Origin of the sequence: Streptomyces narbonensis, from assembly GCF_014649015.1 — a bacterium.
Classification (GTDB): domain Bacteria; phylum Actinomycetota; class Actinomycetes; order Streptomycetales; family Streptomycetaceae; genus Streptomyces; species Streptomyces narbonensis.
Genome location: NZ_BMSF01000019.1, coordinates 31,825 through 54,592 on the forward strand (window position 1 = coordinate 31,825; position 22,768 = coordinate 54,592).

Below are 22,768 nucleotides of genomic sequence, written 5' to 3' on the forward strand. Positions count from 1 at the left end.
CTACGGGTCAGGCCAGCCAGCCGGGGGTGATCATCCCCGACTCGTACGCCAGGACGACCAGCTGCGCGCGGTCGCGGACGGCGAGCTTGGTCATGATGCGGCTGACGTGGGTCTTGGCGGTGGCGGGGGAGAGGACGAGCCGGCCGGCGATCTCGTCGTTGGAGAGCCCCGCGCCCACGAGGCCGAGCACCTCGCGTTCCCGCTCGGTGAGGGCGTTCAGGCGGGGGCTCGGGTCGGGCTGCCGTCCGGCGCCGCCGGCGCGCTCGGCGAACTCGGCGATGAGACGGCGGGTCACGGCGGGGGCGATCAGGGCGTCGCCGCGCGCCACCACCCGTACGGCGTGCAGGAGTTCCATCGGCTCGGTGTCCTTGACCAGGAAGCCCGACGCGCCCGCGCGCAGCGCGCCGTATACGTGGTCGTCGGCGTCGAACGTGGTCAGGACGACCACCCGGACGCCTTCGAGCCGCTCGTCGGCGGTGATGCGCCGGGTGGCCTCGAGGCCGTCGAGCACGGGCATGCGGATGTCCATCAGGACCACGTCCGGGAGGAGTTCGCGGGCGAGGGCGACGGCCTGTTCGCCGTCACCGGCCTCGCCGACGACCTCGATGTCGTCCTCGTCGGACAGGATCGACCGGAAGCCGGCCCGGACCAGGGTCTGGTCGTCGGCGAGCACGACGCGGATCATCGGGCGTCCTCTTCGGGAGCGGGAGCGGGAGTGGGAGCGGGAGCGGGAGCAGGTGTCGAGGTGGGTGCGGGTGGTGCTGTGGGGGGTGCTTGAGGTGCCTCTGGTGCTTGCAGTGCCCCTGGTGCCTCTGGCGCGGGGTGTGTCGCGGTGGGTGTGGTGAGCGGGAGGCGGGCATCGACGACGAAGCCGCCGTCCTCGTTTCCGGCGGTGAGCACGCCGCCGAGCGCACGCGCCCGTTCCGCCATGCCCCGGATGCCGCTGCCCGAGGGGCCGCCCTCGGGAGCGCCCCCGCCGTCGTCGGCGATGCGCAGCCTCAGCACGCGCGCGCCCGCGCGTGTACGCGTGGCGGCCGGTTCGGAGCGGTCGTCCCAGTCGAGAGTGATCCGCACCGTACGGGCTCGCGAGTGCCGGGTCACGTTCGTCAGGGACTCCTGCACGATCCGGTACGCGGCGAGGTCGACCGGCGGCGGCAGCGGCACGGGCGTGCCCGTGACACTCGTACGGACGTCGAGTCCCGCGCTCCGGGCCCGCTCCGCGAGCTCGCCGAGGAGGGCGAGGCCGGAGGCCGGGGAGGTCGGCGTGGCCTCGTCGGCCCGGCGCAGCACGCCGAGCGTGGCCCGCAGTTCGCGCAGCGCGTCCTTGCTGGTGGACTTCACCGCCTCCAGGGCCTCGGCCGCGGTGGCGAGCCCGGCCTCGGGGGTCGGGTTCTTGCTCAGCCGGTGCAGCGCGGCGCCGGACTGGACGTGGATCAGCGAGACGCTGTGGCCGAGGATGTCGTGTAGCTCCCGCGCGATCCGCAGCCGCTCCTCGGTGGCGCTCTGCCGGGCCCGGGCCTCCTGCTCCCGCTCGGCGGCGAGCGCGCGCTGCTCGACCTCGTGCAGATACGCGAGCCGGGTGCGCTGGGCGCGGCCCACGGCGACGAGGCTGATCAGCCAGCCGGCCAGCATGGCGAGCGAGGTGTCGTCGATCTGCCGGTGCCCGGGCTGCTGCCGGATTTCACCGAGGCCGACCGCGAGGAGGGTGACGGCGGCGAGCGCGACGGCGGCGGCGAAGCGGCCCTCGGCGGCGGTGGTGTAGAGCGCGAGCGCGAAGGCGATCATCAGCGGGCCGTCCTGGGCGGACAGCGGGTAGTAGACGACGCAGGCGAGCAGCGTGACGACGGCGACGGCGACGGGCTGCCGCCGCCGGAAGCAGAGGGCTCCGCAGCCGGTCAGGACGAGCGCCCAGCCGAGTACCGAGCGGAGCGCCGATTCGCTCGCGTACCGCGCGGAGACGAGGGTCCAGATCGCCACGACGGCCAGGACGGCGCATGCCACGAGCGCGTCGACGGTCCGGGGCGGCAGACGGCCGCCGGGGCGGTCGCGCAGGGCGAGGGGCATGGGTCGAAGGATAGGCGCGGGCGCGTCGTGGGGCCCGTGGCCGGTCGTGTCCGGTCCCTGGAGGTCTCGGTATACGTCAGGGGTTGAGTTGTATAGTCAAAAAAGTTAGTAAGGCGTCCCGCGGGGCGTCCACGAAGGACGGAGGCCTCATGTCGGACGGCACGTTTCTGCGGTACGTCGCCCTGGGTGACAGTCAGACCGAAGGGGTCGGCGACGGCGACGACAGCGTCGGCCTGCGCGGCTGGGCGGACCGGCTCGCCGAGCTGCTCGCCCGTGACGAACCGGACGTGCTGTACGCCAACCTGGCCGTACGCGGCCGGCTCGCCGGTCAGGTGCGCGCCGAGCAGCTGGCCCCGGCGCTCGCGCTGCGGCCCGACCTGGCCACGGTCGTCGCGGGGGTCAACGACCTGCTGCGGCCCGGCTTCGACGCGGAGGCGACGGCCGGGCACCTGGAGGCGATGTTCGCGGCTCTGACCGGTCAGGGCGCCCGGGTCGCGACCCTCACGTTCCCCGACGTCGGCAGGCTGATCCCGGCGGCCCGCCCGCTCGCGTCGCGGGTGCGGCTCCTGAACGACCTCATCCGGGAGGCCGCGCACCGGCACGGTGTCACGGTCGCCGAGGCCGCGCAGCACCCGGTCGTCACCGACCCCCGGATGTGGAGCGTCGACCGGCTGCACGCCAGCGCGCTCGGCCACGAGCGGATCGCCGCCGCGGTCGCCCACGCCCTCGACCTTCCCGGCAGCGACGACTCCTGGTCCCGGCCGCTGCCTCCGCCGCCGCAGCCTCCGCTCACGGGCCTGCGTGCGGTGGGAGCCGAAGCGCGCTGGGCCGGAGCCTTCCTCGGTCCCTGGCTCGGCCGCCGCCTCCGCGGGCGCTCGTCGGGCGACGGCCGCCGGGCCAAGCGCCCGGAGCTGTCGCCGGTGGTGACGGCGATCCCCGGTGGGTCTCTGCCGGTGGAGGACACCCGCCGGTAGCGGGCCGGTGCTCGGCGGGGCAGGGCGGAACCGGGGTGGAGTGGGGGTGGGGCAGGGGCGGCGAGCTCGGTGGAGCGGAGTGGTGTGTCCTGTGCCACCGAAGTGTGAGCGTGTGCCGTCGAAGTTTGAGCGATGCGAGATGGTTGCAACAGTGGCCCCGCAGAAGGCGGGGCCACTGCGTGGATCTGTGAGTTGTGGTTGGGTGCCGGGCGGTCAGCGAGGCGGCATCTCGCGTAGGTCAGGGCGGTTCCTGGGCAGGCCGAAGCCCGCCATCTCCTTCTCTTCGTAGGACAAGAAGCCCAGGCTCCGGTAGAACGCGTGGTTGCGTTTGCCCTCCGGCGACGACTCATGGTCGGTGGACAGAAGGAAGAACCGGCAGTGGGAGTAACGCCGCATGAGGTGTTCGACCAGAGATCGACCGACACCACGGCGGTGGTAAGCGGGGTTGACCACGACGTCCTGGACGTAGCAGATGTGCTCATCGTCGGAGACGGTTCTGGCCAGTCCGAGAAGCGTTCCCGACTCATCTCTCGCGGTGATGACCAGGTGAGAGTTCCGCAGGCCGCGGCAGAGCTTGTCGACGTCGGCGGTGTAGCCCTCCCAGTCGACTGAGTCGTAGAGGCTCAGCATCTCGGCAGGGTCGAAAACATCCTCTTCTGTAATGATCACGCCAAACTCCCTGCGGTGGTGCCATCTCGTTGCCGACTTCTCATCGCATCTGACGTCACGACCATCTGCCAGGTCAAGATCGGCAACTCTGTGGCCACGCGGGACAGCGTGTCATCGAAGTTTGAGTGGTGTAGATCTCGGCTATCCGGCTGGCCCGACTCGCCACCCAGAAGTCCCGCCGCCGAAGCTCCAACATCGTCGGCCCGATCAAGCACGACGCCCTCAGGAACAAGGGCAGCCTGCGTCAGATCGCCGACGCGCGGGGACTGCCGCGCTGGCTCATCAGGAAGATCCTCAGCCCGACGTTCCCCGACATGAACCCGATCGTCATCGGCCGGACAACCCGCCTCTCTGACGAACACCACTCCTTGATCGCCGCCCTCTACCACCAGGCGCGACGCCCGGCCAGGCATGGCGCGACCTCGTCGACAACCACGACACCTGGATCACAAGCGCCGTCGTCCTGCGGCAGTTCCGCGCATTCCGCCAAGAGCGGCATCCGGCGGCAGTCCGTTGAGGACCTCCAGAATGTGCCCCTCCCACCACAGAGCCTTCTCCAGCGTCGCCTGCGGCAGTGTCTCCAGCAGTGACACCGGAGGCAGCGGCATGCGGCCCGAGCTGTCCACCACATCGAAGTCGTCGTCGGCGAACAGCAGAGTGGGCGGAACAGTTTGCGGTGCGCCGCCCATGTCCGACAGCGTCACCGAGCGGCCCGAGACCGCCAAACCAGCCGGACCTGCCCGTTGAACCGGAACCGTTCCCCGACCGCCAGACTGTCCGGCCGGACCAGCCGCCCCATCGCATCCCTCCCGCCGTTGCGTGCACCATCGAATCCGACCCCAGCAGTCGCGAGTTCACGTCCGTTTCCAGGGCGCCGGACCACAGCAGAGGGAACAGCACCGGCAGTACCAACAACGGATCACCCACCCGCACTGCCCCCTCTCGCAGCCGGCCCGGCTCGCCGAAGACCTCCAGCAGTTGGTCAGCGACGTCCCGTCGCAGGCATCGGTGTCGGCGGTAGCGCGGGAGCCACCGCATGTTCGCCATCAGCACCGGGTCCGCGACGCCCGCGTGCGTGAACTCCCAGCCGACCGCCCGGCAAGCGTTCCGTCGCGGCGAAATCCTCGGCAGCCGCATCGTCGACACGGTCGGCGGCCCTGACATCGACCACCCGAGCCCGCCCGTCCACGAGACGTACGAACTAGTCAGGAGCGTGACGACGTCGGCGTTCGCCGTCGTGTCAGCGCAGCCAGAACGGCTGTGAAGCGATCCCGGTCACCTGCGGATCGGCGTCAAGAAGGATCAGCCGGTCGCGCTCCAGCCACGACTCGTAGCCGATGTACTCGCCGGTGGTGGCGCAGAAGTACCAGCCTGCGAAGCTCTTCCCGCCCTTGGGCCACCGGAACGGCCTCACCGGTGTCACCCGCTCCAAGCGGGGGCCCCAGCAGGAGGCCAAAGACCGCCGTACCTGTACGCCGCCCTCCACAAACCCCAGGTCAAACGCCCCCAGATCCGGATCCGCGTACGCACCCGCAAGCTCCCCCCACTGCCACCCCTGACCAGCACACTCAAACTTCGGTGGCACAAACCTCATGATCATCAAGGTTCGATGGCGATGATCAACGTTCGGTGGCACAGGCATGGTGGGGCGGGTCCTGCCGGTGCGCGTGGCGCGCTTGACACTAAAATCGAACATCCATTCTGATGGAGGTCCGGCCCCGGAAAACCAGGGCTCGTCGGCGGGCTCGCCGGCGAGTTGTCCACAGGTCGGAGGGGACGTCGGGGCCCATTGTCAGTGGCAGGGGTTAGCGTCTTTCACATGAAGCGATCGACTCAAGCAAACCGGGTGGAACCCATGGCAGGAACCGACCGCGAGAAGGCGCTCGACGCCGCGCTCGCACAGATTGAACGCCAATTCGGCAAGGGCGCCGTGATGCGCATGGGTGACCGCGTCCAGGAGCCGATCGAGGTGATCTCCACCGGATCGACCGCGCTCGACATCGCGCTCGGTGTCGGCGGCCTGCCTCGCGGCCGCGTCGTGGAGGTCTACGGCCCGGAGTCCTCCGGTAAGACGACCCTGACGCTGCACGCCGTGGCGAACGCCCAGAAGGCCGGCGGCCAGGTCGCCTTCGTGGACGCCGAGCACGCCCTCGACCCCGAGTACGCCAAGAAGCTCGGCGTCGACATCGACAACCTCATCCTGTCGCAGCCGGACAACGGCGAGCAGGCGCTCGAGATCGTCGACATGCTGGTCCGCTCCGGCGCCCTCGACCTGATCGTCATCGACTCCGTCGCCGCGCTCGTCCCGCGCGCGGAGATCGAGGGCGAGATGGGCGACTCGCACGTCGGTCTGCAGGCCCGTCTGATGAGCCAGGCGCTCCGGAAGATCACCAGCGCGCTCAACCAGTCCAAGACCACCGCGATCTTCATCAACCAGCTCCGCGAGAAGATCGGCGTGATGTTCGGCTCGCCGGAGACCACGACCGGTGGCCGAGACCCTCAAGGACGGCACGGACGCGGTCGGCAACCGCACCCGCGTCAAGGTCGTCAAGAACAAGGTCGCGCCCCCCTTCAAGCAGGCCGAGTTCGACATCCTCTACGGCCAGGGCATCAGCCGCGAGGGCGGCCTGATCGACATGGGCGTGGAGCACGGCTTCGTGCGCAAGGCAGGCGCCTGGTACACGTACGAGGGCGACCAGCTCGGCCAGGGCAAGGAGAACGCCCGTAACTTCCTGAAGGACAACCCCGACCTCGCCGACGAGATCGAGAAGAAGATCAAGGAGAAGCTCGGCGTCGGCGTCAAGCCCCAGGACCCGTCGGCGGAGCCCGTTGCGGACGCGGCGGCCGGTGCCGACGCGGCCGGCGCGGACGATGCCGCCAAGACCGTCCCGGCACCCGCGACCAAGACCGCGAAGGCGACCAAGGCCACCGCGGCCAAGAGCTGAACCGGTGACCGGTCGCACCGAATGGCCGGGTGACGGCCCCGACTCGTCGAGGGCCGAGAAGGAGCCGTCACCCCAGGATCCGGCTGAGCGGGCGCGCGCGATCTGCCTGCGCCTGCTCACCGGGACCCCCCGCACGCGCAAGCAGCTGGCCGACGCCCTGCGCAAGCGGGAGATTCCCGACGACGTGGCGGAGGAGATCCTTTCCCGCTTCGAGGACGTCGGGCTCATCGACGACGCCGCCTTCGCGGGGGCCTGGGTGGAGTCCCGCCACCACGGCCGGGGCCTCGCCCGCCGGGCCCTCGCCCGCGAGCTGCGGACGAAGGGAGTCGAGCCCACGCTCATCCAGGAGGCGGTGGACCAGCTCGACTCCGAGCAGGAGGAGACCACGGCGCGCGAGCTCGTCGACCGCAAGCTGCGCGCCACACGAGGTCTCGACAGAGACAAGCGCCTGCGCCGCCTCGCCGGGATGCTCGCCCGCAAGGGGTACCCGGAGGGCATGGCACTCCGCGTCGTCCGCCAGGCGCTGGAGGCCGAGGGTGAGTCCACGGACGGGCTGGACGAGTCCTTCTGACCCGGGGGGGAGAGAAGGACTCGTCCGGCCAGGATGTCCCGGGGCGAGACGGTGAGGACTCGTCCGGTCCGGCCAACTCGTCCGGTCCGGCCAACTCGTCCGGTCCGGCCAACTCGTCCGGTCCGGTCAAGCGCCGGACGTCGGGAGCAGGACCGGGAGGCCCGCCGCCTTCCAGGCCTGGAAGCCGCCGATGAGGTCGGTCGCCCGGTGCAAGCCCAGGCGACGGAGGGAATCGACCGCGAGGGAGGAGGCGTAGCCCTCGTTGCAGAGGACGACCACCCGCAGGTCGTGGCTGTCCGCCTCCGGCGCGCGATGGCTGCCCAGTGGGTCGAGCCGCCATTCCAGCTCGTTGCGCTCCACGACCAGCGCGCCCGGGATCAGCCCGTCCCGCTGCCGCAGGGCCGCGTAGCGCGTGTCCACGAGGAGCGCGTCACCCGCCTCGAACGCCTCGTGGGCGGCTCGGGGCTCGATCCGAGCGATGCCCGCTCTGACCCGTTCGAGTAGCTCGTCGATGCCCAACCGCTCCGGAGTGGCTTCGACGGCCACCCGCTCCGGAGTGACCTCGTCGGCCGCCCGCTCCTCGCTCACTGCCAGTCCTCCGGACGCTCGACCTGCTCCAGGCGGAGCACTGCGTCCGCCCGGCTGAACCGCCGGATCAGAGGGAGCGGCGGGTAGTACGCGTGCACCGACACCGCGTGGGTGTCCGTGGACTCGTTGAGCACCTCGTGCACGTGGTGACGGCCGAAGGCCCGGCCTTCGCCCTCCGACAACCGCCGGGAGCGGTCGAGGCCGTCGGCAAGCTCCAGCGTCTTCCAGCCGCTCGCAGGCAGCCGTACGGCGAGGGCGTTCTCGGTCAGTGCCCCGCGGGCGGTGGCGAAGGCGCCCTGGGACTCGGCGTGGTCGTGCCAGCCGGTGCCCGCGCCGGGCGGCCAGCCGATGAGCCAGGCCTCGCTGCCGCCGGGGCCGTCGAGTCGTACCCAGGTACGGCCCTCGGGGTCGAGCGGCAGGGAGTCGACGAGGTCCCGGTCGGCGGCCGTCCGGCGGACGAAGTCGAGGAGTTCGGACGCCGTCGGGGCGGCGGGAGGGAGCGTGGAGACGACGGGCGAAGGGGTGGGGGCCGGCTGGGGCACGGATGACCGTCCTGAAGTTCGCGAGGAGCGCGCGACGGCACCGGGCACACGGACGGACGTCAGTGGCGGGGCGCGCGCGGAGAAGGGGGCGAAGTCAGCAGGAGGGGCGACACATGCAGCCCGCATAGCGGACGAGGTCCATATGGACCCTCCGCCACAGGCGCACATCGGTGTCGGTCACGCTCCGGAGTACACCATGCGCGCCCGCGCGGAATCAATGCATGTCCACCTTGTGGTCGGTGTCGGCGGCCACGGAGACCCCGGCGGGGGCCTCGGCGGAGATGTCGCGGGGAACGCCGGTGGATGCTTCGCCCCCGCCGTTCTCCTCGCCCTTCGCACCCGTTTTCGTTTCGGCCTTCTCGACGCCCTTCGTCCCGCCCTTCGTCCCGGCCTTCACCTCGCCCTTCGTCCCGGCCTTCACCTCGCCCTTCGTCCCGCCCTTCACCTCACCTTTCGTGCCGGCCTTCGGCTCAGCCTTCGCACCGGTCTTCGTCCCGGCCTTCGGCCCAGCCTTCTCCGAGGTCTCCTCGGTCGGCGCCTCGGCGGTGGCGGATCCGCCACGGGCCGCGTCGGCCGCCGCGTACAGCTCCTCCGGGCGGACCCCGGCGAAGGAAGCGACGAGGTGTCCGTCGGGCCGGACGAGCAGGACGGCGTGGGCCGGGGCACCCGGGTACGCCTCGGTGACCAGGACCTCGGCCTTCGCCGGGAGGGCGCGTACGGCCTCTTCGAGCCGGGGCATCACACCGGCGGTCCGCCAGTGCCGGCGGTCCCACACGCCGGTGCCGGGGGCGACGAGCAGGACCAGGAGCCTGCCCCTACCGAGCCGGTCCCGCAGCCGCACGGTCGTGCCGTCCGGGGCGGTCACCCGGACGTCCTCGACCGGGGCGCCCGTCGGCGTGCCCACCGGGGTCTGCCCCTCGGCGCTCGGAGGTGCGAGGGGGGAGTGCGGGTACGCGGGGGGCGCGCCGAGCGGGCCGCGCCCCACGTGGCCGTCGGTCAGCAGGGCGTCGTGGACGCGCGCCGCCCCGAGGAGGTACGCCCGCAGCCCGCCCCCGCCGCGCAGCGCCGGCAGCGACTGGTCCGCCGCGCGCAGCCGGGAGGCGATGGCCGTCCGACGCTCGCTCTGGTAGCTGTCGAGCAGCCGCTCCGAGGCGCCGTGGTGCCAGGTGTGGGCGAGCTTCCAGGCGAGGTTGTCCACGTCTCGGAGCCCCTCGTCGAGGCCCTGGGTGCCGACCGCCCCGAGCAGGTGCGCCGCGTCCCCGGCGAGCAGTACCCGGTCGACCCGCCAGCGCCGGGCGAGGCGGTGGTGCAGGGTGTGGACGCCGGTGTCGATGAGTTCGTACGGGGGAGTCACCCCGTCGCACCAGCCCGCCAGGGTCTCGCGGATGCGGGTGACCAGCGCGTCCGGAGTGACCAGCTCGCCGCGGGGCGGGAGCAGCCAGTCGATCCGCCACACCCCGTCGGGCAGCGGGCGGGCGGCGATCTCCTCGCCGGCGCCCCGCCAGGGGGGCTGACGGTGCAGCAGGGCCTCGCCGGGCCAGGGGAGTTCGGTTCGGAGGGCGGCGACCGCGTGGCGCTCCACCGCCGTGCGGCCGGGGAAACGGATGCCGAGCAGCTTGCGCACGGTGGACCGGGCCCCGTCGCAGCCGACGAGGTGGCTGCCGCGCCACCACGTGCCCTCAGGGCCCCGCGTGTGGGCGACGACCCCGTCCCGGTCCTGCTCGATCGTGTCGAGCCGGGCCTCGGTGACGAGCCGGACGAGCTTCTGCCGGCCGATCGCGTCGCGCAGCCCGCGCGCCAGGGCGTGCTGCGGGATGTGCAGGGGGGCAGCCGGAACGGACGGGGCGTCCGGGTCCTCCGCCCACTCCTCCGTACCGCTGAGCCCCAGGTCGAGCGGGGTGTGGCGGACGAGCTGGCGGCGGCGCACGCTGCGCCAGCCGACCCAGCGCACGCCCTCGTCGCGGAGGGTCGTGCAGCCGAGGCGCTCGACCATCGCGGCCATGTCGGCGCGCAGGACGGCGGTGCGCGCGGGGCGCGGTTCCTCCTTGCCCGAGCCCTCGTCGAGGACGACGCTGGGCACGCCCTGCGCGGCGAGCGCGAGGGAGAGCGCGAGGCCGACCGGCCCGGCGCCCACGATGATCACCGGGTCCACGGCGCGGCTCCTGAAGGCCGGACGGTCATGAGGGCAGCACATCTGAGTGTGGCACGAGCCCGGTGGTTGATCACAGACCGTATGCAACCTACTGAGGGTGCTTGCGTCAAGTGACGGGGTGGGCGCGGTGCGGCTGACATGAAGTCAGTGCCGCTCCGGCCCACCCCTGTTGTCCCGCGGACCCCGTCGGCGCGCACCGGTCACTGCCGGTGGGGCCGACCTCGGGGTCAGGCGCCGCTGACGGACTTCACCTCGGCCTCGGGGGCCGCCGCCTGGGCCGGGATGGCCGCCGCGGTGGACTTCCGTCCCCGCCGCAGGCGCTGCTCCAGCCGTCCGGCGAGGTTGGTGATGATGCCGTTGAGGACGATGTAGATCAGCGCGATGACCACGAGGGTGGCGATCGTGTTGGCGCCGTAGTTGGCGGTGATCTGCCGGGCCTGGCTGAGCAGGTCCTCGAAGCCGAGCAGCGCGCCGCCGAGCGCCGTGTCCTTGACGATCACGACGAGCTGGCTGACCAGGGCCGGGAGCATCACGGTGACGGCCTGCGGGAGCAGGACGTACAGCATGGTCTGGCCCTTGCGCATGCCGAGCGCGACGGCCGCGTCGCCCTGGCCCCGGGGCAGCGAGAGCACACCGGCGCGGACGACCTCGGCGATCACCGAGGCGTTGTAGAGCACCAGGCCGGTGACGACCGCGTACAGCGGGCGGAAGTCGGAGCTGATGGTCGTGAACTCCCGGTACAGGGCGGCCGCGAACATCATGAGCATCAGCACCGGGATGGCGCGGAAGAACTCCACGACCGCGCCGACGGGCACGCGTACCCAGCGGTGGTCGGAGAGCCGGCCGATGCCGAGGAGGGCGCCGAGGGGGAGCGCGATCAGGATGGCGAGCGCGGCTGCCTTGAGGGTCTCGGTGAGACCGGGCACCAGGTACGTCGTCCAGACGTTGGAGTCGGTGACGAACGGACTCCACTTGTTGGCGTCCAGCTGGTGCTTGTCGTTCAGGGCGGAGAGCACCCACCAGCCCACCAGGGCGGCGACCGCCACGAACGCGATCGTGTAGACGACGTTGCGCCGCTTCGCGCGGGGGCCGGGAGTGTCGTACAGGACGGAGCTCATCGCTTCACCGCCAGTCGCTTGGCCGCCCAGCCCAGGATCAGGCCGGTGGGGAGGGTGAGGACGATGAAGCCGAAGGCGAAGACGGCGAAGACGGCGAAGAGCGCGTCGGTCTCGTTCTCGATCATGGTCTTCATCAGGAACGCCGCGTCGACGGCACCGATGGCGGCCGCCACGGTGGTGTTCTTGGTGAGGGCGATCAGGACGTTGGCGAGCGGGGTCACCGCCGCGCGGAAGGCCTGCGGGAGTACCACCACGGTCAGCACCTGGGTGAAGCTCATGCCCAGTGCGCGGGCGGCCTCGGCCTGGCCCGCCGGGACGGTGTTGATGCCCGAGCGGAGCGCCTCGCAGACGAACGTGCCCGTGTAGGCGACGAGGCCGAGGACGGCGAGCCGGAAGCCGATGTCCTCGGAGCGCCCCCCGCCGAGCGTGATGCCCAGGGTCTGGTTGAGGCCCAGCAGGCAGCCCACCAGGACCACCGTCAGCGGGGTGTTCCGGACGAGGTTGACGTACGCGGTGCCGAAGGAGCGCATCAGCGGGACCGGGCTGACCCGCATGGAGACGAGGGCGGTGCCCCAGATCAGCGAGCCGATCGCGGAATAGAGGGCGAGCTTCGCCGTCACCCAGAAGGCGCCGAGCAGGTCGTACTGCCCGGAATCAAGAAAGTCGAACACGATGCCCGCGCTCTCCCCTGGTGGTCGGTCGGTGGACGGCCGGTGCGTGGGCAGCGGCCGGTGCCGGTGCGACGGCCGCCCCGGATCGGGGGCGGCCGTCACGGCCGGAGCGGGTCAGGTCAGTTCTCGACCTTGGGCGCGGGCTCGTACTTGTAGCCCGAGGGGCCGAAGTGCTGCTTGACGAGCTTCTCCCAGGTGCCGTCGGAGACCATCTTCTCCAGCGCCTTGTTGATCTTGCCGCGCAGCTCGTCGTCGCCCTTCTTGACGCCGATGCCGTACTTCTCGTCGCTCATCCGGAGACCGGCGAGCTTGAACTTGCCCGCGTGGTCCTTCTGCGAGGCGTAGCCCGCGAGGATCGAGTCGTCGGTGGTCAGGGCGTCGACGGCCTTGTTCTCCAGGCCGGTGAGGCACTCGGAGTAGCCGCCGAGCTGCTGCAGGTCGGCCTTCGGGGCCAGCTTGTCCTTGACGTTCTGCGCGGAGGTCGAGCCGGTGACCGAGCAGAGCTTCTTGGCGTTGAGGTCCTCGACCTTGGTGATCGAGCTGTCGTCGGCGCGCACGAGCAGGTCCTGGTGGGCCAGGAAGTACGGGCCGGCGAAGTCGACCTCCTTCTTGCGCTTGTCGTTGATCGAGTAGCTGGCGACGACGAACTTGACGTCACCGTTCTTGATCAGGTTCTCGCGCTCGGCGCTGGGCGCCTGCTTGAAGTTGATCTTGTCCTCGGCGAAGCCGAGCTCCTTGGCGACGTAGCGGGCGACGTCGACGTCGAAGCCGGCGTACTTGCCGTCCGGGGTCTTCAGGCCGAGGCCCGGCTGGTCGAACTTGATGCCGACGTTGATCTTGTCGCCGTTGCTGCCGGAGTCGGACCCGGTGCCGCAGGCGGTGGCGGTCAGCGCGAGGACGACGGCGGCCGCGGCGGCGGCGGAGGTGGTGCGAAGCTTCATGGTGGAACGTCCCTTGAGTAGGCGTGAGTTGGGAAGAATAGGTCCGAACTCGCTCAGTGGTGAAGGATCTTGGAAAGGAAGTCCTTGGCCCGGTCACTGCGCGGGTTGCTGAAGAACTCCTCGGGCGACGCCTGCTCGACGATCTTTCCGTCGGCCATGAAGACGACCCGGTTGGCGGCGGACCGTGCGAAGCCCATCTCGTGGGTGACGACGACCATCGTCATGCCGTCCCGGGCGAGCTGCTGCATGACCTCGAGGACCTCGTTGATCATCTCGGGGTCGAGCGCGGAGGTCGGCTCGTCGAAGAGCATGACCTTCGGGCCCATGGCCAGCGCGCGGGCGATCGCCACGCGCTGCTGCTGGCCACCGGAGAGCTGCGCCGGGTACTTGTCCGCCTGGGTGCCCACCCCGACCCGGTCCAGCAGGGCACGGGCCTTGTCCTCGGCGGCCTTCTTCTCCGTCTTGCGGACCTTGATCTGGCCCAGCATCACGTTCTCGAGCACCGTCTTGTGCGCGAAGAGGTTGAAGGACTGGAAGACCATGCCGACGTCGGACCGCAGTCGGGCGAGCTCCTTGCCCTCCGCGGGCAGCGGCTTGCCGTCGATGGTGATGGTGCCGGAGTCGATGCTCTCCAGCCGGTTGATCGTCCGGCACAGCGTCGACTTTCCGGACCCGGAAGGTCCGATGACGACCACGACTTCGCCGCGGGTGATCGTCAGGTCGATGTCCTGGAGGACGTGCAGCGCGCCGAAGTGCTTGTTGACCTCGGAGAGGACGACCAGGTCGTCCGCGCCGCGCGTGGCGTCCTCGGGACCCTTGGACACTGACACTCCGCTCATGGGCCTCTTGCTCCGTCCTGCTCGGTTGGGGAGGACACTAGAGACCCGACGAGACGACCGTCATCACATCTGAGCGGAAATTGAGGATAACGATCCGGTCGCAAACGGACACACTGCGTGAACGCGGCGCCCGGGGCGTACCGGGTGGATAACAGAAACGTCGGCGTAACAGGGGGAGACTTGACTGTGATGCCGATGATCGGCGTTCATGCCCTGGTACCACCTGGTACACAGAGAGCCGCCGCCGAGGCGCGCACGAAGACCACGAAGACCACGAAGAAGACGATGAAGACCACGACGATCACGCGGATCAGGCAGATCGCGTAGGTCACGAGGGTCGCCAGGGTCGCGAAGACCAGGAAGATCACGGAGGAGGTACGCATGCGACTGCTGCTCGTGGAGGACGACGACCACGTCGCCGCCGCCCTCTCCGCCATCCTGGCCCGGCACGGCTTCACCGTCACCCACGCCCGCAACGGCGAGGAGGCGCTCCAGGCCGTCCTGCCCACCGCGCAGGGCGACCGGCCCTCGTACGGGGTGATCCTGCTCGACCTGGGCCTCCCCGACCAGGACGGCTACCAGGTCTGCGGCCGCATCCGGAAGCTCACCGCCACCCCGGTGATCATGGTGACGGCCCGCGGGGACGTGCGCTCCCGGATCCACGGCCTCAATCTCGGCGCCGACGACTACGTCGTCAAGCCCTACGACACCGGCGAACTCCTCGCCCGCATCCACGCCGTCAGCCGGCGCAACGCCGGGACCGAGGAGGCGACGGCGGGCACCGCCGGAGCCGCCGAGGGCACCCTGCTGAGGCTGGGCTCCGTCACCGTCGAGCTGCCCACCCGGCGGGTCAGCGTCGACGGAGAGGCGGTCCCCCTCACCCGCAAGGAGTTCGACCTGCTCGCGCTCCTCGCCCAGCGCCCCGGGATCGTCTTCCGCCGCGAACAGATCATCAGCGAGGTCTGGCACACCAGTTGGGAGGGAACCGGCCGCACCCTGGAGGTGCACGTCGCCTCCCTGCGCTCCAAGCTGCGGATGCCCACCCTGATCGAGACCGTGCGGGGCGTCGGCTACCGCCTGGTCGCCCCCGTCGCGTAACCCCCGGCCGGCCCACAAGTGCGCACCCGACTCCTGCCCCTGCTCATCGTCCTGATGGCGGGGGTCCTGCTCGCCCTCGGCTTCCCGCTCGCCGCCAGCCTCGCCGCCTCCGAGCAGCAGCGGGTCGTCGTCGACCGGCTGGACGACGCCGCACGCTTCGCCGCCCTCGCCCAGTTCGTCAGCGCGAGCAGCCCCAGCACCGACGAGCGGCGCACCACGCTCAACGGCGAACTCGCCAGCTACCACGACGTGTACGGCATCCGCGCCGGCATCTTCTACCGCGACGACCGCGCCATGGCCGCCGCCCCCGAGGACTGGGTCGTGCCGTACGAGGGTGAGGGCCGCCGCGCCTTCAAGGAGGCGCTGCTAGGGCGCCGCAGCCACGACCCGCCGCAGGTCTGGCCCTGGCAGGGCCACGCACGGCTCACCATCGCCTCCCCGGTCGTCCGGGACGGTGACGTCGTCGCCGTCGTCGTCACCGACTCGCCCACAGGACAGCTCCGTTCCCGGATCCTGCGCGGCTGGCTGCTGATCTTCGCGGGCGAGGCGGCCGCGATGCTGGTCGCCGTCGGCGCGGCCTTCCGCCTCACCGGCTGGGTGCTGAAGCCGGTCCGCGTCCTCGACTCCGTCACCCACGACATCGCCACCGGACGGATGAACTCCCGGGTCGCGGCGACCGGCGGGCCGCCCGAACTGCGGCGCCTGGCCCTGTCCTTCAACGAGATGGCCGACAACGTCGAGGACGCGCTCGAACAGCAGCGGGCCTTCGTCGCCGACGCCTCGCACCAGCTGCGCAACCCGCTGGCCGCGCTGCTCCTGCGGATCGAGCTGCTCGCCATGGAGCTCCCCGAGGGCAACGAGGAGATCGCCTCCGTACGCACCGAGGGCAAGCGCCTCTCGCAGGTCCTCGACGACCTCCTCGACCTGGCGCTCGCCGAGCACGCGGCGGCGGAGCTGCGGCTCGTCGACGTCGGCGCGGTGGCGGCGGAGCGCGTCGCGTCCTGGCGGCCGGTCGCCAACGACAAGGGCGTCCTGCTGACCGGGGAGTGTGGCGCCGTCACGGGATGGGCGGACCCGGTGGCCCTCTCCAGCGCGCTCGACGCGGTGATCGACAACGCACTGAAGTTCACCCCGCCGGGGGAGGAGGTGACGGTCACCGTCTCCGTGCCCCCGGGCGGGGCAGGCGTCGAGGTCGTCGTGGCCGACCAGGGACCCGGTCTCACCGAGGACGAGCTCGTCCGCGTCGGCGACCGCTTCTGGCGCTCCGGCCGCCATCAGAACATCAAGGGCTCCGGCCTCGGGCTCTCCATCACGCGCGTGCTGCTGACGGCGGGCGGCGGGGGCCTCGCGTTCGCCCCCAACGAGCCGCACGGCCTGCGGGTCACCGTCACCGTGCCCCGGAACGCTCCGGGGGAGCGAGGCGGGCGTGGGCAGGGCCTCGGCGAGCGATAGGGCGGGGCTCGGAGCGTAGGGGGCTTCAAGGCCCAGGGCTCGGACGAGCCGGCCTCAGGGCTCGCCTACGAGGGCGTGGGGCTCTCATCGAGGCCCGGGGAGCGGAGTGCGAGGCTCAGGGGCCTGAGAGCCGGCTCGACAGCGGGCTGGGAGTGGGCTGGGAGTGGGCTGCTGGGAGTGGGCCGGGAACGGAGGGCCCAGGCGCTCAGGGCTTCACCGAGCGGTAGTAGCGGCGGGCGCCCTCGTGGAGGGGGAGGGGTTCCGTGTAGACGGCCGTCCGTAGGTCCACCAGCTGGGCCGGGTGGACCTTCGAGCCGATCCGGTCCCGGCTCCTGATCACCGTACGGGTGAAGCCCTCCACCAGGTCCGTGTCGGCCTCCACGGTGGTGACCAGGAGGTTCGCCACGGCCAGGGTCTCTATCGGCCGGCCGTCCTGCGCGCGGGCGTACGCGTCGGCGGGGATCGCCGCCGAGCGGTAGTGGCGGGTCTCCTCGCCGAGGTCGTGCAGCCGGTCGACCAGCGGCGCTTCCAGCGGGATCAGCCGGATCTGGAACCGTTCGGACAGCGCCTGGACCGCCTGGGTGGGCAGTCCGCCCGACCAGAAGAAGGCGTCGAGCTTGCCGTTCTCCAGGAGCCCGGGCATCGTGTCGATGCCCGCCGAGACCGCCTGGACGTCCTTGGCGGTGGCGAGGCCCGCCGCCGCGAGGACCCGGTCGGCGATCAGGCGGACGCCGGAGCCGTCCTGGCCCACGCCGACCCGGAGGCCCCGCAGGTCCTGCACGGTCTGCAGTGAGGACCGCTTGCGGACCACCAGCTGGACGTAGTCGTCGTACAGCCGAGCGCAGCCGCGCAGCCGCTCGAAGCCCGGCTTGCGCTCGCGCTGGTACTGGGCCACCGCATCGGCCGTCGCGACGGTGAAGTCCGCCTCACCCGAGGCCACGCGGGCCAGGTTCTGCTGGGAGCCCTCGCTGTCCGTGAGCTTCACCGATACCTCGGGAAGGTCCTCGGCGAGGGCCCGCTTGAGGAGCTCGCCGTAACGCTGGTACACGCCGGTGGGGACGCCCGTACTGAACGTGACGGAGCCGCTCGGGGCCGAGGAACCGAAAGGAACCAGCCACCACACGATCACCCCGCACAACGCGAGCAGCGCGGCCGAGAGCGCCAGCAGGCGGCGGCGGGCGGCACGGGAGAGCGAGGCGAACATGGGAGCGATCCTGCCAGCTCACCTCCGCCGCTGGCCAGGGACGGCGGGTGTGAGGTCGAGCGGCTCGTGGCTGTCCGTGGTGTGGAGTAGTCGTGGTCGTGGTCGTGGTCGTGGTCGTGGCCGGGGTCGTGGTCGTGGCCGGGGCCGGGGTCGGGGTCGGGGTCGGGGTCGCGCTCCCCGGGCGCACTCGTGCGCTCCGCCGAAGCGGTGAGCGGCCCCCGCCCTCTGCGCCGCGCCGTGTGTCCTGCCGTGGCACCGGGGCTCGGACGGTTAGCGTCGGCATGCGTTCGGTGATCTTGAGGGCAGTCCCCTGCCCGCCCCTGGCGTCCCCGCCCGAGCGCACCACTCGCCTCCCTCCGGGGGAAAACTACGGGAGCCCGAAGCCCCTCGGAGGTCCGGGCCGCGAGGGCGGACGCGGATCGGTAGCGTCCCCCAAGAGCGCTCCGTATACGGAAGCGGGGTGGGGCGCGAGCGGGAGGGGCGGAGGGCGTGGCCGATCCGGATCTACGGAAGCTGCGGGTCCTGAGGGAACTCAGCGAACGCGGCACAGTCAGCGCCGCCGCCCAGGCGCTCCACCTCACCCCGCAGGCCGTCTCGCAGCAGCTCAGCGCCCTCGGGCGCGAGTTGGGCGTCCCGCTCACCGAGCCGTCCGGCCGCAGGCTGCGGCTCACCGGCGCGGCGCGGATCGTGCTCCGGCACGCCGACGCCGTCTTCACCCAGGTCGACCGGATGCGGGCGGAGCTCGCCGCGCACGGCAGCGGCGACCTCGGCGAGGTCGCGGTGGCCGGCTTCTCCACCACGCTCTCGGCGCTGATCCTGCCCGCCGTGGCCCGGCTGCGAGAGACGCGACCGCTGCTGCGCGCCTCGGTGGCCGAGGTCGACCCGCCGGAGAGCTTCTCCCTCCTGCACCGCGGTGAGACCGATGTCGTCGTCTCCGCGGACACCGCGCCGCACCCCGGTCGCCCGGCGGACGAGGGCGACCGGTTCGACGCACGCTTCCACCGGGTCGCCCTCTGCGAGGACCCCTTCGACATCGCCCTGCCCGACGGGCACCGGCTCCTCGACAGCCCCCGCCTCGCCCTGGCCGACCTGGCCGGGGAGACATGGATCTTCGCCACGACGGGGATGTGCCACGACATCGGCGTCGCCGCGTGCACAGCGGCCGGGTTCACCCCGCGCGCCTCCCACGCCATCGGCGACTGGGACGCCACGCTCGCGGCGGTCCGGCTCGGCCTGGGGGTCGCGCTGGTCCCCCGGACGGCCAGACCGGCGCCCCGGCCCGAGGTGACGGTGCGCGCCTTCAGCGACAGGGCGCCCTCGCGCACGGTCTTCGCGGCCGTACGGGAGGGCAGCCAGACCTCGCCGGAGATCGCCGCCGTCCTGGACGCGCTCAGCACGGTGGCCGAGGCCGTCGTCGCAGGCTGAGCGGCGGCTGCGGAGGTCTTCGCGACGCTCAACGGCCCGTGGACGGTACCGTCCAGCAGACGTTGCTGGACCCGGCCCGGACGCCGGAGCCAGGCTCGTTCCCGTACCGCGGAGACTCCCGAACATCCCTCGGGGAGCGCTCTGCACTGCCCTTCTCCAGAGCGGGAACGCCCATGTCCAGAGCCACCTCCACCCGGCTGGCCGCGCTGAGTCTCGTCTGGGGCTCCGTCTTCCTGTGGATCAAGATCGCGGGGTACGGGTTCTCTCCCGTGCAGACGGTCCTCATCCGGCTCGCGCTCGGCGCCGCCGTGATCCTCGCCATCGGTTACGCGAAAGGGCTCAGGCTGCCCAAGGGGGCATCGATCCGGTGGCACTTGGCGGTGTCCGCACTGCTCGGGAACGCCGTTCCGTGGACCCTGTACGCCGAAGGGGAGGTCGCCGGCTCCAGCAGCGTCGCCGCCGTAGTCAACGGCAGCGCGCCGATCTGGACCCTCGCGACGGGCCTGCTGCTCGGTCAGGGGAGGAGGATCTCCGGCTACACGGCCGGCGGTGTCCTCCTCGGCCTCGGAGGTACGGCGCTCATCGCGTCGCCATGGAACTCCGCTTCGGCCGGGAGTAGTTGGAGCATCCTCTGCTTCGTCCTCGGCTCGATCAGTTTCGGCGCCGGCTTCGCGTACACGGGCAGGTTCCTGGTGGGCAAGGGCATTCCGCCGCTCGTACTGGCGGGCGGCCAACTGAGCGCGGCCACCGTGATGCTGCTCGCCGCCTTCCCCTTCCTGGGCCTCCGGGCCGTCACCTGGCGCACCGACTCGGTGATCGCGGTCCTCGTCCTCGGCGTGCTCTGCACCGGCTTCGCCGCACTGCTCAACTTCGAGCTGATCATCAAGGACGGGCCCACGGTGGCCTCCACAGTGACCTACCTGATGACCGCGGTCGCCGTCGTCCTGGGCGCGGTGGTGCTGGACGAACCCCTCGGCTGGACGGTCTGGCTCGGGGCGCTGGCGGTGCTCGCGGCGACCGGTCTGCTCCGGCGCGGGCCGCAACACGCCGTTCATCCAACGGGCCGGGGGCCGGTGGTAGCGTCGAAAGCGGAAACGCCCGGGATCGATGGGGGAGTCGCGCGTGGCGTTCGTGGTCGAGCTCGTATTCCGCGGGAGTGAGTCGGACCGGGCCGTCTTCGGAGAGGCGCACCGGACGTACTGGCGGAGGATGGCGGCCCTCGGCATCCTCCTCGGAGGCGGCCCGTGGCGGGACGGCACCGGGGAATTCCTCCTCTGCGAGGCCCGCGACCGCCGGACGCTCTTACAGGTGCTCCAGGCCGACCCGTACGCACGAGCCCGGGTCGTCGGGGAGCCACGCGTCCGGGAGTGGAACGCGGCGCTGGGGCACGCGGCCCCCGCCCGCCCCGAGCGGCCCGTTCCGGCGGCCGCCGCGGCCCTGACCCCTCATGAGCGGCGGATCGCCGCGATGATGCTGGACGGCCTCACCAACAAGCAGATCGCCGCGTCCTTCACGGTGTCGACCCGGGCCGTGGAACTGCACATCACCCGCATCTACCGCAAGCTCGACATCCGGCGGCGGGCCCAACTTGCCGCGGTCATCGGGCGTCAGGACTCCAGATAGCGCAGCACAGCCAGGATCCGGCGGCTGTATCCGTCCGCCCTGCGCAGCTCCAGTTTGTCGAAGACGGCGTTGAGGTACTTCTCCACCGCGCTGAGGGACAGGTGCAGTTGCCGCGCGATGGCGGCGTTCGTGTAGCCCTGGGCCAGCACCTCCAGGACCTCGCGCTCGCGCGGAGTCAGCCGGCCCAGCGGATCGCCATGCGTGCTGCGGACGACCAACTGCCTTACGACCTCCGGGTCGATCGCCGCCCCGCCCTCGTGGACCCGCTCCAGCGCGTCGAGGAACTCCTCGACCTGCGCCACCCGGTCCTTGAGCAGATAGCCGACCCGCTCCGCTCCCGCGGCCAGCAGCCGGGCCGCGTAGCTCCGCTCGACGTGCTGAGAGAGGACCAGGACACCCGTCTCCGGCCACCGCTCGCGGATCTCCACGGCGGCCCGCAGCCCCTCGTCCGTGTGCGTCGGGGGCATCCGGATGTCGACGACCGCGACGTCCGGACGCAGGGCTCCGACCTCAGCGACCAGGGTCACGGCGTCGCCGAGCGCGGCCACGACCTCGTGGCCCTCCTCGGTGAGCAGACGGACGAGGCCCTCCCTCAGCAGGGTCGAGTCCTCGGCAAGGATCACGCGCACGGCAGCTCCGCGACAAGAGTGGTGGGTCCCCCGAGGGGGCTGTCGACATGCAGGACGCCGTCGAGCGCGGCGACCCGGCTCCGCAGGCCGGTCAGTCCGCTGCCGGCCGGGTCCGCGCCGCCCCGGCCGTCGTCCTCGATCCGCAGCGTGAGCAGCGGTGCTCCGGGCGGGCCGCCGAGCGAGACGTGGACGGAGACGGCGGAGGCCGAGGCGTGTTTGGCGGCGTTCGTGACGGCCTCGGAGACCACGAAGTAGGCGGCCGTCTCCACGGGCCGGGGCAGCGGCCCGGTGACCTCGAACCGGATGCGCAGCGGGACGGAGCACCGCTGCGCCACCCCGCCCAGGGCCTCTTCGAGGCCCAGGCTGTCCAGCGCGGAGGGATACACCCGCCAGGCCACGTCCCGCAGTTCGGCCAGTACGTCCCCGGCCTCCCCGTGGGCTTGGAGGAGGAGCGCGTCCGCCTGCTCCGCGTCGCGGTCCCGGCTCCGGCGCGCCCGTCCGAGCAGCATGGCGAGCGCGACGAGCCGCTGCTGCACCCCGTCGTGGAGATCGCGCTCGATGCGACGCCGCTCGGCGTCCACGGCCTGGACGACGGCGGCCCGGCTGAGGGCGAGTTCGTCGATCCGGCGCCGCAGCAGCTCGCTCTCGGACGGCCCGAAGCACTCGCGGGCGAGCCGGGCGTCCAGGGCGGCCAGCGCGTGCAGGCCCTGGAGGTCGAGGAAGAGCAGGACGCCGCCGAGGAGCAGCTGGGCGAAGAGCTCCGTCGAGCCGAGCGTGCCGCGCACGACGCCCCCGACAAGCAGGACGGCCAGGAAGGCGCCGAAGCCGAGGAGGCCGAGGACGATCCCGTACACGAGGCCCGTCCAGCTCCGGACCGCGAGATAGCGCAGCAGCCGCCGGTCGGAGACCGTGTACGGGCCGGGGAAGCGGTCCCCGAAGAAGGCGGAGCGGCGGCGGCGTTCGAGCGCCGCGAGGCGCCGCGCGCCGGCCGTCAGGACCTCACGGGCCCGCGGCCGGGTCCGGGGCCACAGCAGGAAGGGTCCGAGGACGGCCCCGGAGGCCAGGAAGAACAGGACGCCGAGCAGGGCCGTGGGGCAACCGAGGAGAGCCCCGGCCAGACGGCGCGGCGCCGATCCGGTCACGGGCACCGTGTCCCCGCGCTCGCCCTGCGGTCCGGCCTCTTGCCTGCCCTTTTGCCTGCCCTTTTGCCTGACCTGTCGCCCGACCTCGCGTCCCGCCTCGCGTCCGCCGCTCCGGTTGCTC

At 71.7% G+C, this 22,768-nt stretch carries 25 protein-coding genes and 1 pseudogene; 9 read left to right on the top strand and 17 right to left on the bottom strand.

What is annotated here, in order from left to right:
• Positions 1-7: 7 nt before the first annotated feature.
• Positions 8-685, bottom strand: a complete 678-nt coding sequence (locus IE124_RS28880) for a response regulator (protein ID WP_150265462.1) — start codon at positions 683-685, stop codon at positions 8-10.
• The gene (locus IE124_RS28885) at positions 682-2,064 is read right to left on the bottom strand and encodes a sensor histidine kinase (protein WP_189511949.1); all 1,383 of its coding nucleotides are present in this window, start codon (positions 2,062-2,064) and stop codon (positions 682-684) included. Before IE124_RS28885 ends, IE124_RS28880 begins: the two co-directional genes overlap by 4 nt.
• Before the next feature lie 149 nt (positions 2,065-2,213).
• On the opposite strand from IE124_RS28885, the gene IE124_RS28890 reads away from it, so the two are divergent.
• Positions 2,214-3,038 (top strand): SGNH/GDSL hydrolase family protein, encoded by an 825-nt coding sequence (locus IE124_RS28890; RefSeq protein WP_189511950.1) that lies wholly within the window; start codon positions 2,214-2,216, stop codon positions 3,036-3,038.
• A gap of 213 nt (positions 3,039-3,251) precedes the next feature.
• Here IE124_RS28890 and IE124_RS28895 read toward each other — a convergent pair whose 3' ends face one another.
• Both IE124_RS28895 and IE124_RS28900 read right to left on the bottom strand, forming a co-directional pair.
• Positions 3,252-3,707, bottom strand: a complete 456-nt coding sequence (locus IE124_RS28895) for a GNAT family N-acetyltransferase (protein ID WP_229832955.1) — start codon at positions 3,705-3,707, stop codon at positions 3,252-3,254.
• Between the two features lie 446 nt (positions 3,708-4,153).
• A complete protein-coding gene (locus IE124_RS28900; protein ID WP_189512089.1) occupies positions 4,154-4,396 on the bottom strand; it encodes a hypothetical protein in 243 nt (80 codons plus the stop codon).
• A 347-nt stretch (positions 4,397-4,743) separates the two neighbouring features.
• Here IE124_RS28900 and IE124_RS35565 point away from each other — a divergent pair, with 347 nt between their 5' ends.
• Positions 4,744-4,971: a hypothetical protein gene (locus IE124_RS35565; RefSeq protein ID WP_306432437.1), complete on the top strand. Its 228-nt coding sequence runs from the start codon at positions 4,744-4,746 to the stop codon at positions 4,969-4,971.
• Here the strand turns inward: IE124_RS35565 and IE124_RS35570 are convergent.
• Complete coding sequence (locus IE124_RS35570; protein WP_306432438.1) at positions 4,948-5,121, bottom strand: hypothetical protein; 174 nt, start codon at positions 5,119-5,121, stop codon at positions 4,948-4,950. The genes IE124_RS35565 and IE124_RS35570 overlap by 24 nt on opposite strands.
• A gap of 441 nt (positions 5,122-5,562) precedes the next feature.
• Here IE124_RS35570 and recA point away from each other — a divergent pair.
• Positions 5,563-6,652 (top strand): annotated as a pseudogene (gene recA / locus IE124_RS28910) (recombinase RecA).
• Between the two features lie 4 nt (positions 6,653-6,656).
• Complete coding sequence (gene recX / locus IE124_RS28915; RefSeq protein ID WP_189511951.1) at positions 6,657-7,223, top strand: recombination regulator RecX; 567 nt, start codon at positions 6,657-6,659, stop codon at positions 7,221-7,223.
• Positions 7,224-7,349: 126 nt separating this feature from the next.
• Here recX and IE124_RS28925 read toward each other — a convergent pair whose 3' ends face one another.
• The 9 genes from IE124_RS28925 to IE124_RS28960 form a co-directional block, all read right to left on the bottom strand.
• The gene (locus IE124_RS28925; RefSeq protein WP_189512073.1) at positions 7,350-7,769 is read right to left on the bottom strand and encodes a rhodanese-like domain-containing protein; all 420 of its coding nucleotides are present in this window, start codon (positions 7,767-7,769) and stop codon (positions 7,350-7,352) included.
• Between the two features lie 38 nt (positions 7,770-7,807).
• Entirely contained in the window at positions 7,808-8,353 is a 546-nt protein-coding gene (locus IE124_RS28930; protein WP_189511952.1) for a cupin domain-containing protein, read from the bottom strand.
• 94 nt (positions 8,354-8,447) lie between these two features.
• On the bottom strand, positions 8,448-8,534 hold the full coding sequence (locus IE124_RS35655; protein ID WP_358477332.1) for a putative leader peptide: 87 nt from the start codon (positions 8,532-8,534) through the stop codon (positions 8,448-8,450).
• Between the two features lie 33 nt (positions 8,535-8,567).
• Positions 8,568-10,505 carry an FAD-dependent monooxygenase gene (locus IE124_RS28935; RefSeq protein ID WP_229832956.1) on the bottom strand — a complete coding sequence of 646 codons (1,938 nt, stop codon included), beginning with the start codon at positions 10,503-10,505 and terminating at the stop codon, positions 8,568-8,570.
• Between the two features lie 227 nt (positions 10,506-10,732).
• Positions 10,733-11,623, bottom strand: coding sequence for an amino acid ABC transporter permease (locus IE124_RS28940; RefSeq protein WP_189511953.1), 891 nt, complete (start codon positions 11,621-11,623; stop codon positions 10,733-10,735).
• Positions 11,620-12,294: an amino acid ABC transporter permease gene (locus IE124_RS28945; protein WP_189511954.1), complete on the bottom strand. Its 675-nt coding sequence runs from the start codon at positions 12,292-12,294 to the stop codon at positions 11,620-11,622. Before IE124_RS28945 ends, IE124_RS28940 begins: the two co-directional genes overlap by 4 nt.
• Before the next feature lie 119 nt (positions 12,295-12,413).
• On the bottom strand, positions 12,414-13,235 hold the full coding sequence (locus IE124_RS28950) for a glutamate ABC transporter substrate-binding protein (protein ID WP_189511955.1): 822 nt from the start codon (positions 13,233-13,235) through the stop codon (positions 12,414-12,416).
• Between the two features lie 53 nt (positions 13,236-13,288).
• A complete protein-coding gene (locus tag IE124_RS28955; RefSeq protein ID WP_189511956.1) occupies positions 13,289-14,074 on the bottom strand; it encodes an amino acid ABC transporter ATP-binding protein in 786 nt (261 codons plus the stop codon).
• A gap of 206 nt (positions 14,075-14,280) precedes the next feature.
• A complete protein-coding gene (locus tag IE124_RS28960) occupies positions 14,281-14,457 on the bottom strand; it encodes a hypothetical protein (protein WP_189511957.1) in 177 nt (58 codons plus the stop codon).
• Between IE124_RS28960 and IE124_RS28965 the strand changes: the two genes are divergently transcribed.
• Both IE124_RS28965 and IE124_RS28970 read left to right on the top strand, forming a co-directional pair.
• Positions 14,456-15,172, top strand: a complete 717-nt coding sequence (locus IE124_RS28965) for a response regulator transcription factor (protein WP_189511958.1) — start codon at positions 14,456-14,458, stop codon at positions 15,170-15,172. The genes IE124_RS28960 and IE124_RS28965 overlap by 2 nt on opposite strands.
• Positions 15,173-15,190: 18 nt before the next feature.
• Positions 15,191-16,624 (top strand): sensor histidine kinase, encoded by a 1,434-nt coding sequence (locus tag IE124_RS28970; protein WP_189511959.1) that lies wholly within the window; start codon positions 15,191-15,193, stop codon positions 16,622-16,624.
• A 205-nt stretch (positions 16,625-16,829) separates the two neighbouring features.
• On the opposite strand, the gene IE124_RS28975 is transcribed toward IE124_RS28970, so the two are convergent.
• A complete protein-coding gene (locus tag IE124_RS28975) occupies positions 16,830-17,828 on the bottom strand; it encodes a TAXI family TRAP transporter solute-binding subunit (protein ID WP_189511960.1) in 999 nt (332 codons plus the stop codon).
• Between the two features lie 489 nt (positions 17,829-18,317).
• On the opposite strand from IE124_RS28975, the gene IE124_RS28980 reads away from it, so the two are divergent.
• The 3 genes from IE124_RS28980 (at position 18,318) to IE124_RS28990 (ending at position 20,876) form a co-directional block, all read left to right on the top strand.
• Entirely contained in the window at positions 18,318-19,253 is a 936-nt protein-coding gene (locus IE124_RS28980) for a LysR family transcriptional regulator (RefSeq protein ID WP_189511961.1), read from the top strand.
• A 173-nt stretch (positions 19,254-19,426) separates the two neighbouring features.
• Complete coding sequence (locus tag IE124_RS28985; protein ID WP_189511962.1) at positions 19,427-20,413, top strand: DMT family transporter; 987 nt, start codon at positions 19,427-19,429, stop codon at positions 20,411-20,413.
• Positions 20,376-20,876 carry a LuxR C-terminal-related transcriptional regulator gene (locus IE124_RS28990; RefSeq protein ID WP_229832957.1) on the top strand — a complete coding sequence of 167 codons (501 nt, stop codon included), beginning with the start codon at positions 20,376-20,378 and terminating at the stop codon, positions 20,874-20,876. Before IE124_RS28985 ends, IE124_RS28990 begins: the two co-directional genes overlap by 38 nt.
• Here the strand turns inward: IE124_RS28990 and IE124_RS28995 are convergent.
• Together IE124_RS28995 and IE124_RS29000 are read right to left on the bottom strand one after the other, a co-directional pair.
• On the bottom strand, positions 20,861-21,496 hold the full coding sequence (locus tag IE124_RS28995; RefSeq protein ID WP_229832973.1) for a response regulator transcription factor: 636 nt from the start codon (positions 21,494-21,496) through the stop codon (positions 20,861-20,863). The genes IE124_RS28990 and IE124_RS28995 overlap by 16 nt on opposite strands.
• Positions 21,496-22,647, bottom strand: a complete 1,152-nt coding sequence (locus IE124_RS29000; RefSeq protein WP_189511966.1) for a sensor histidine kinase — start codon at positions 22,645-22,647, stop codon at positions 21,496-21,498. The genes IE124_RS28995 and IE124_RS29000 overlap by 1 nt, the downstream gene beginning before the upstream one ends.
• Positions 22,648-22,768 lie beyond the last annotated feature (121 nt).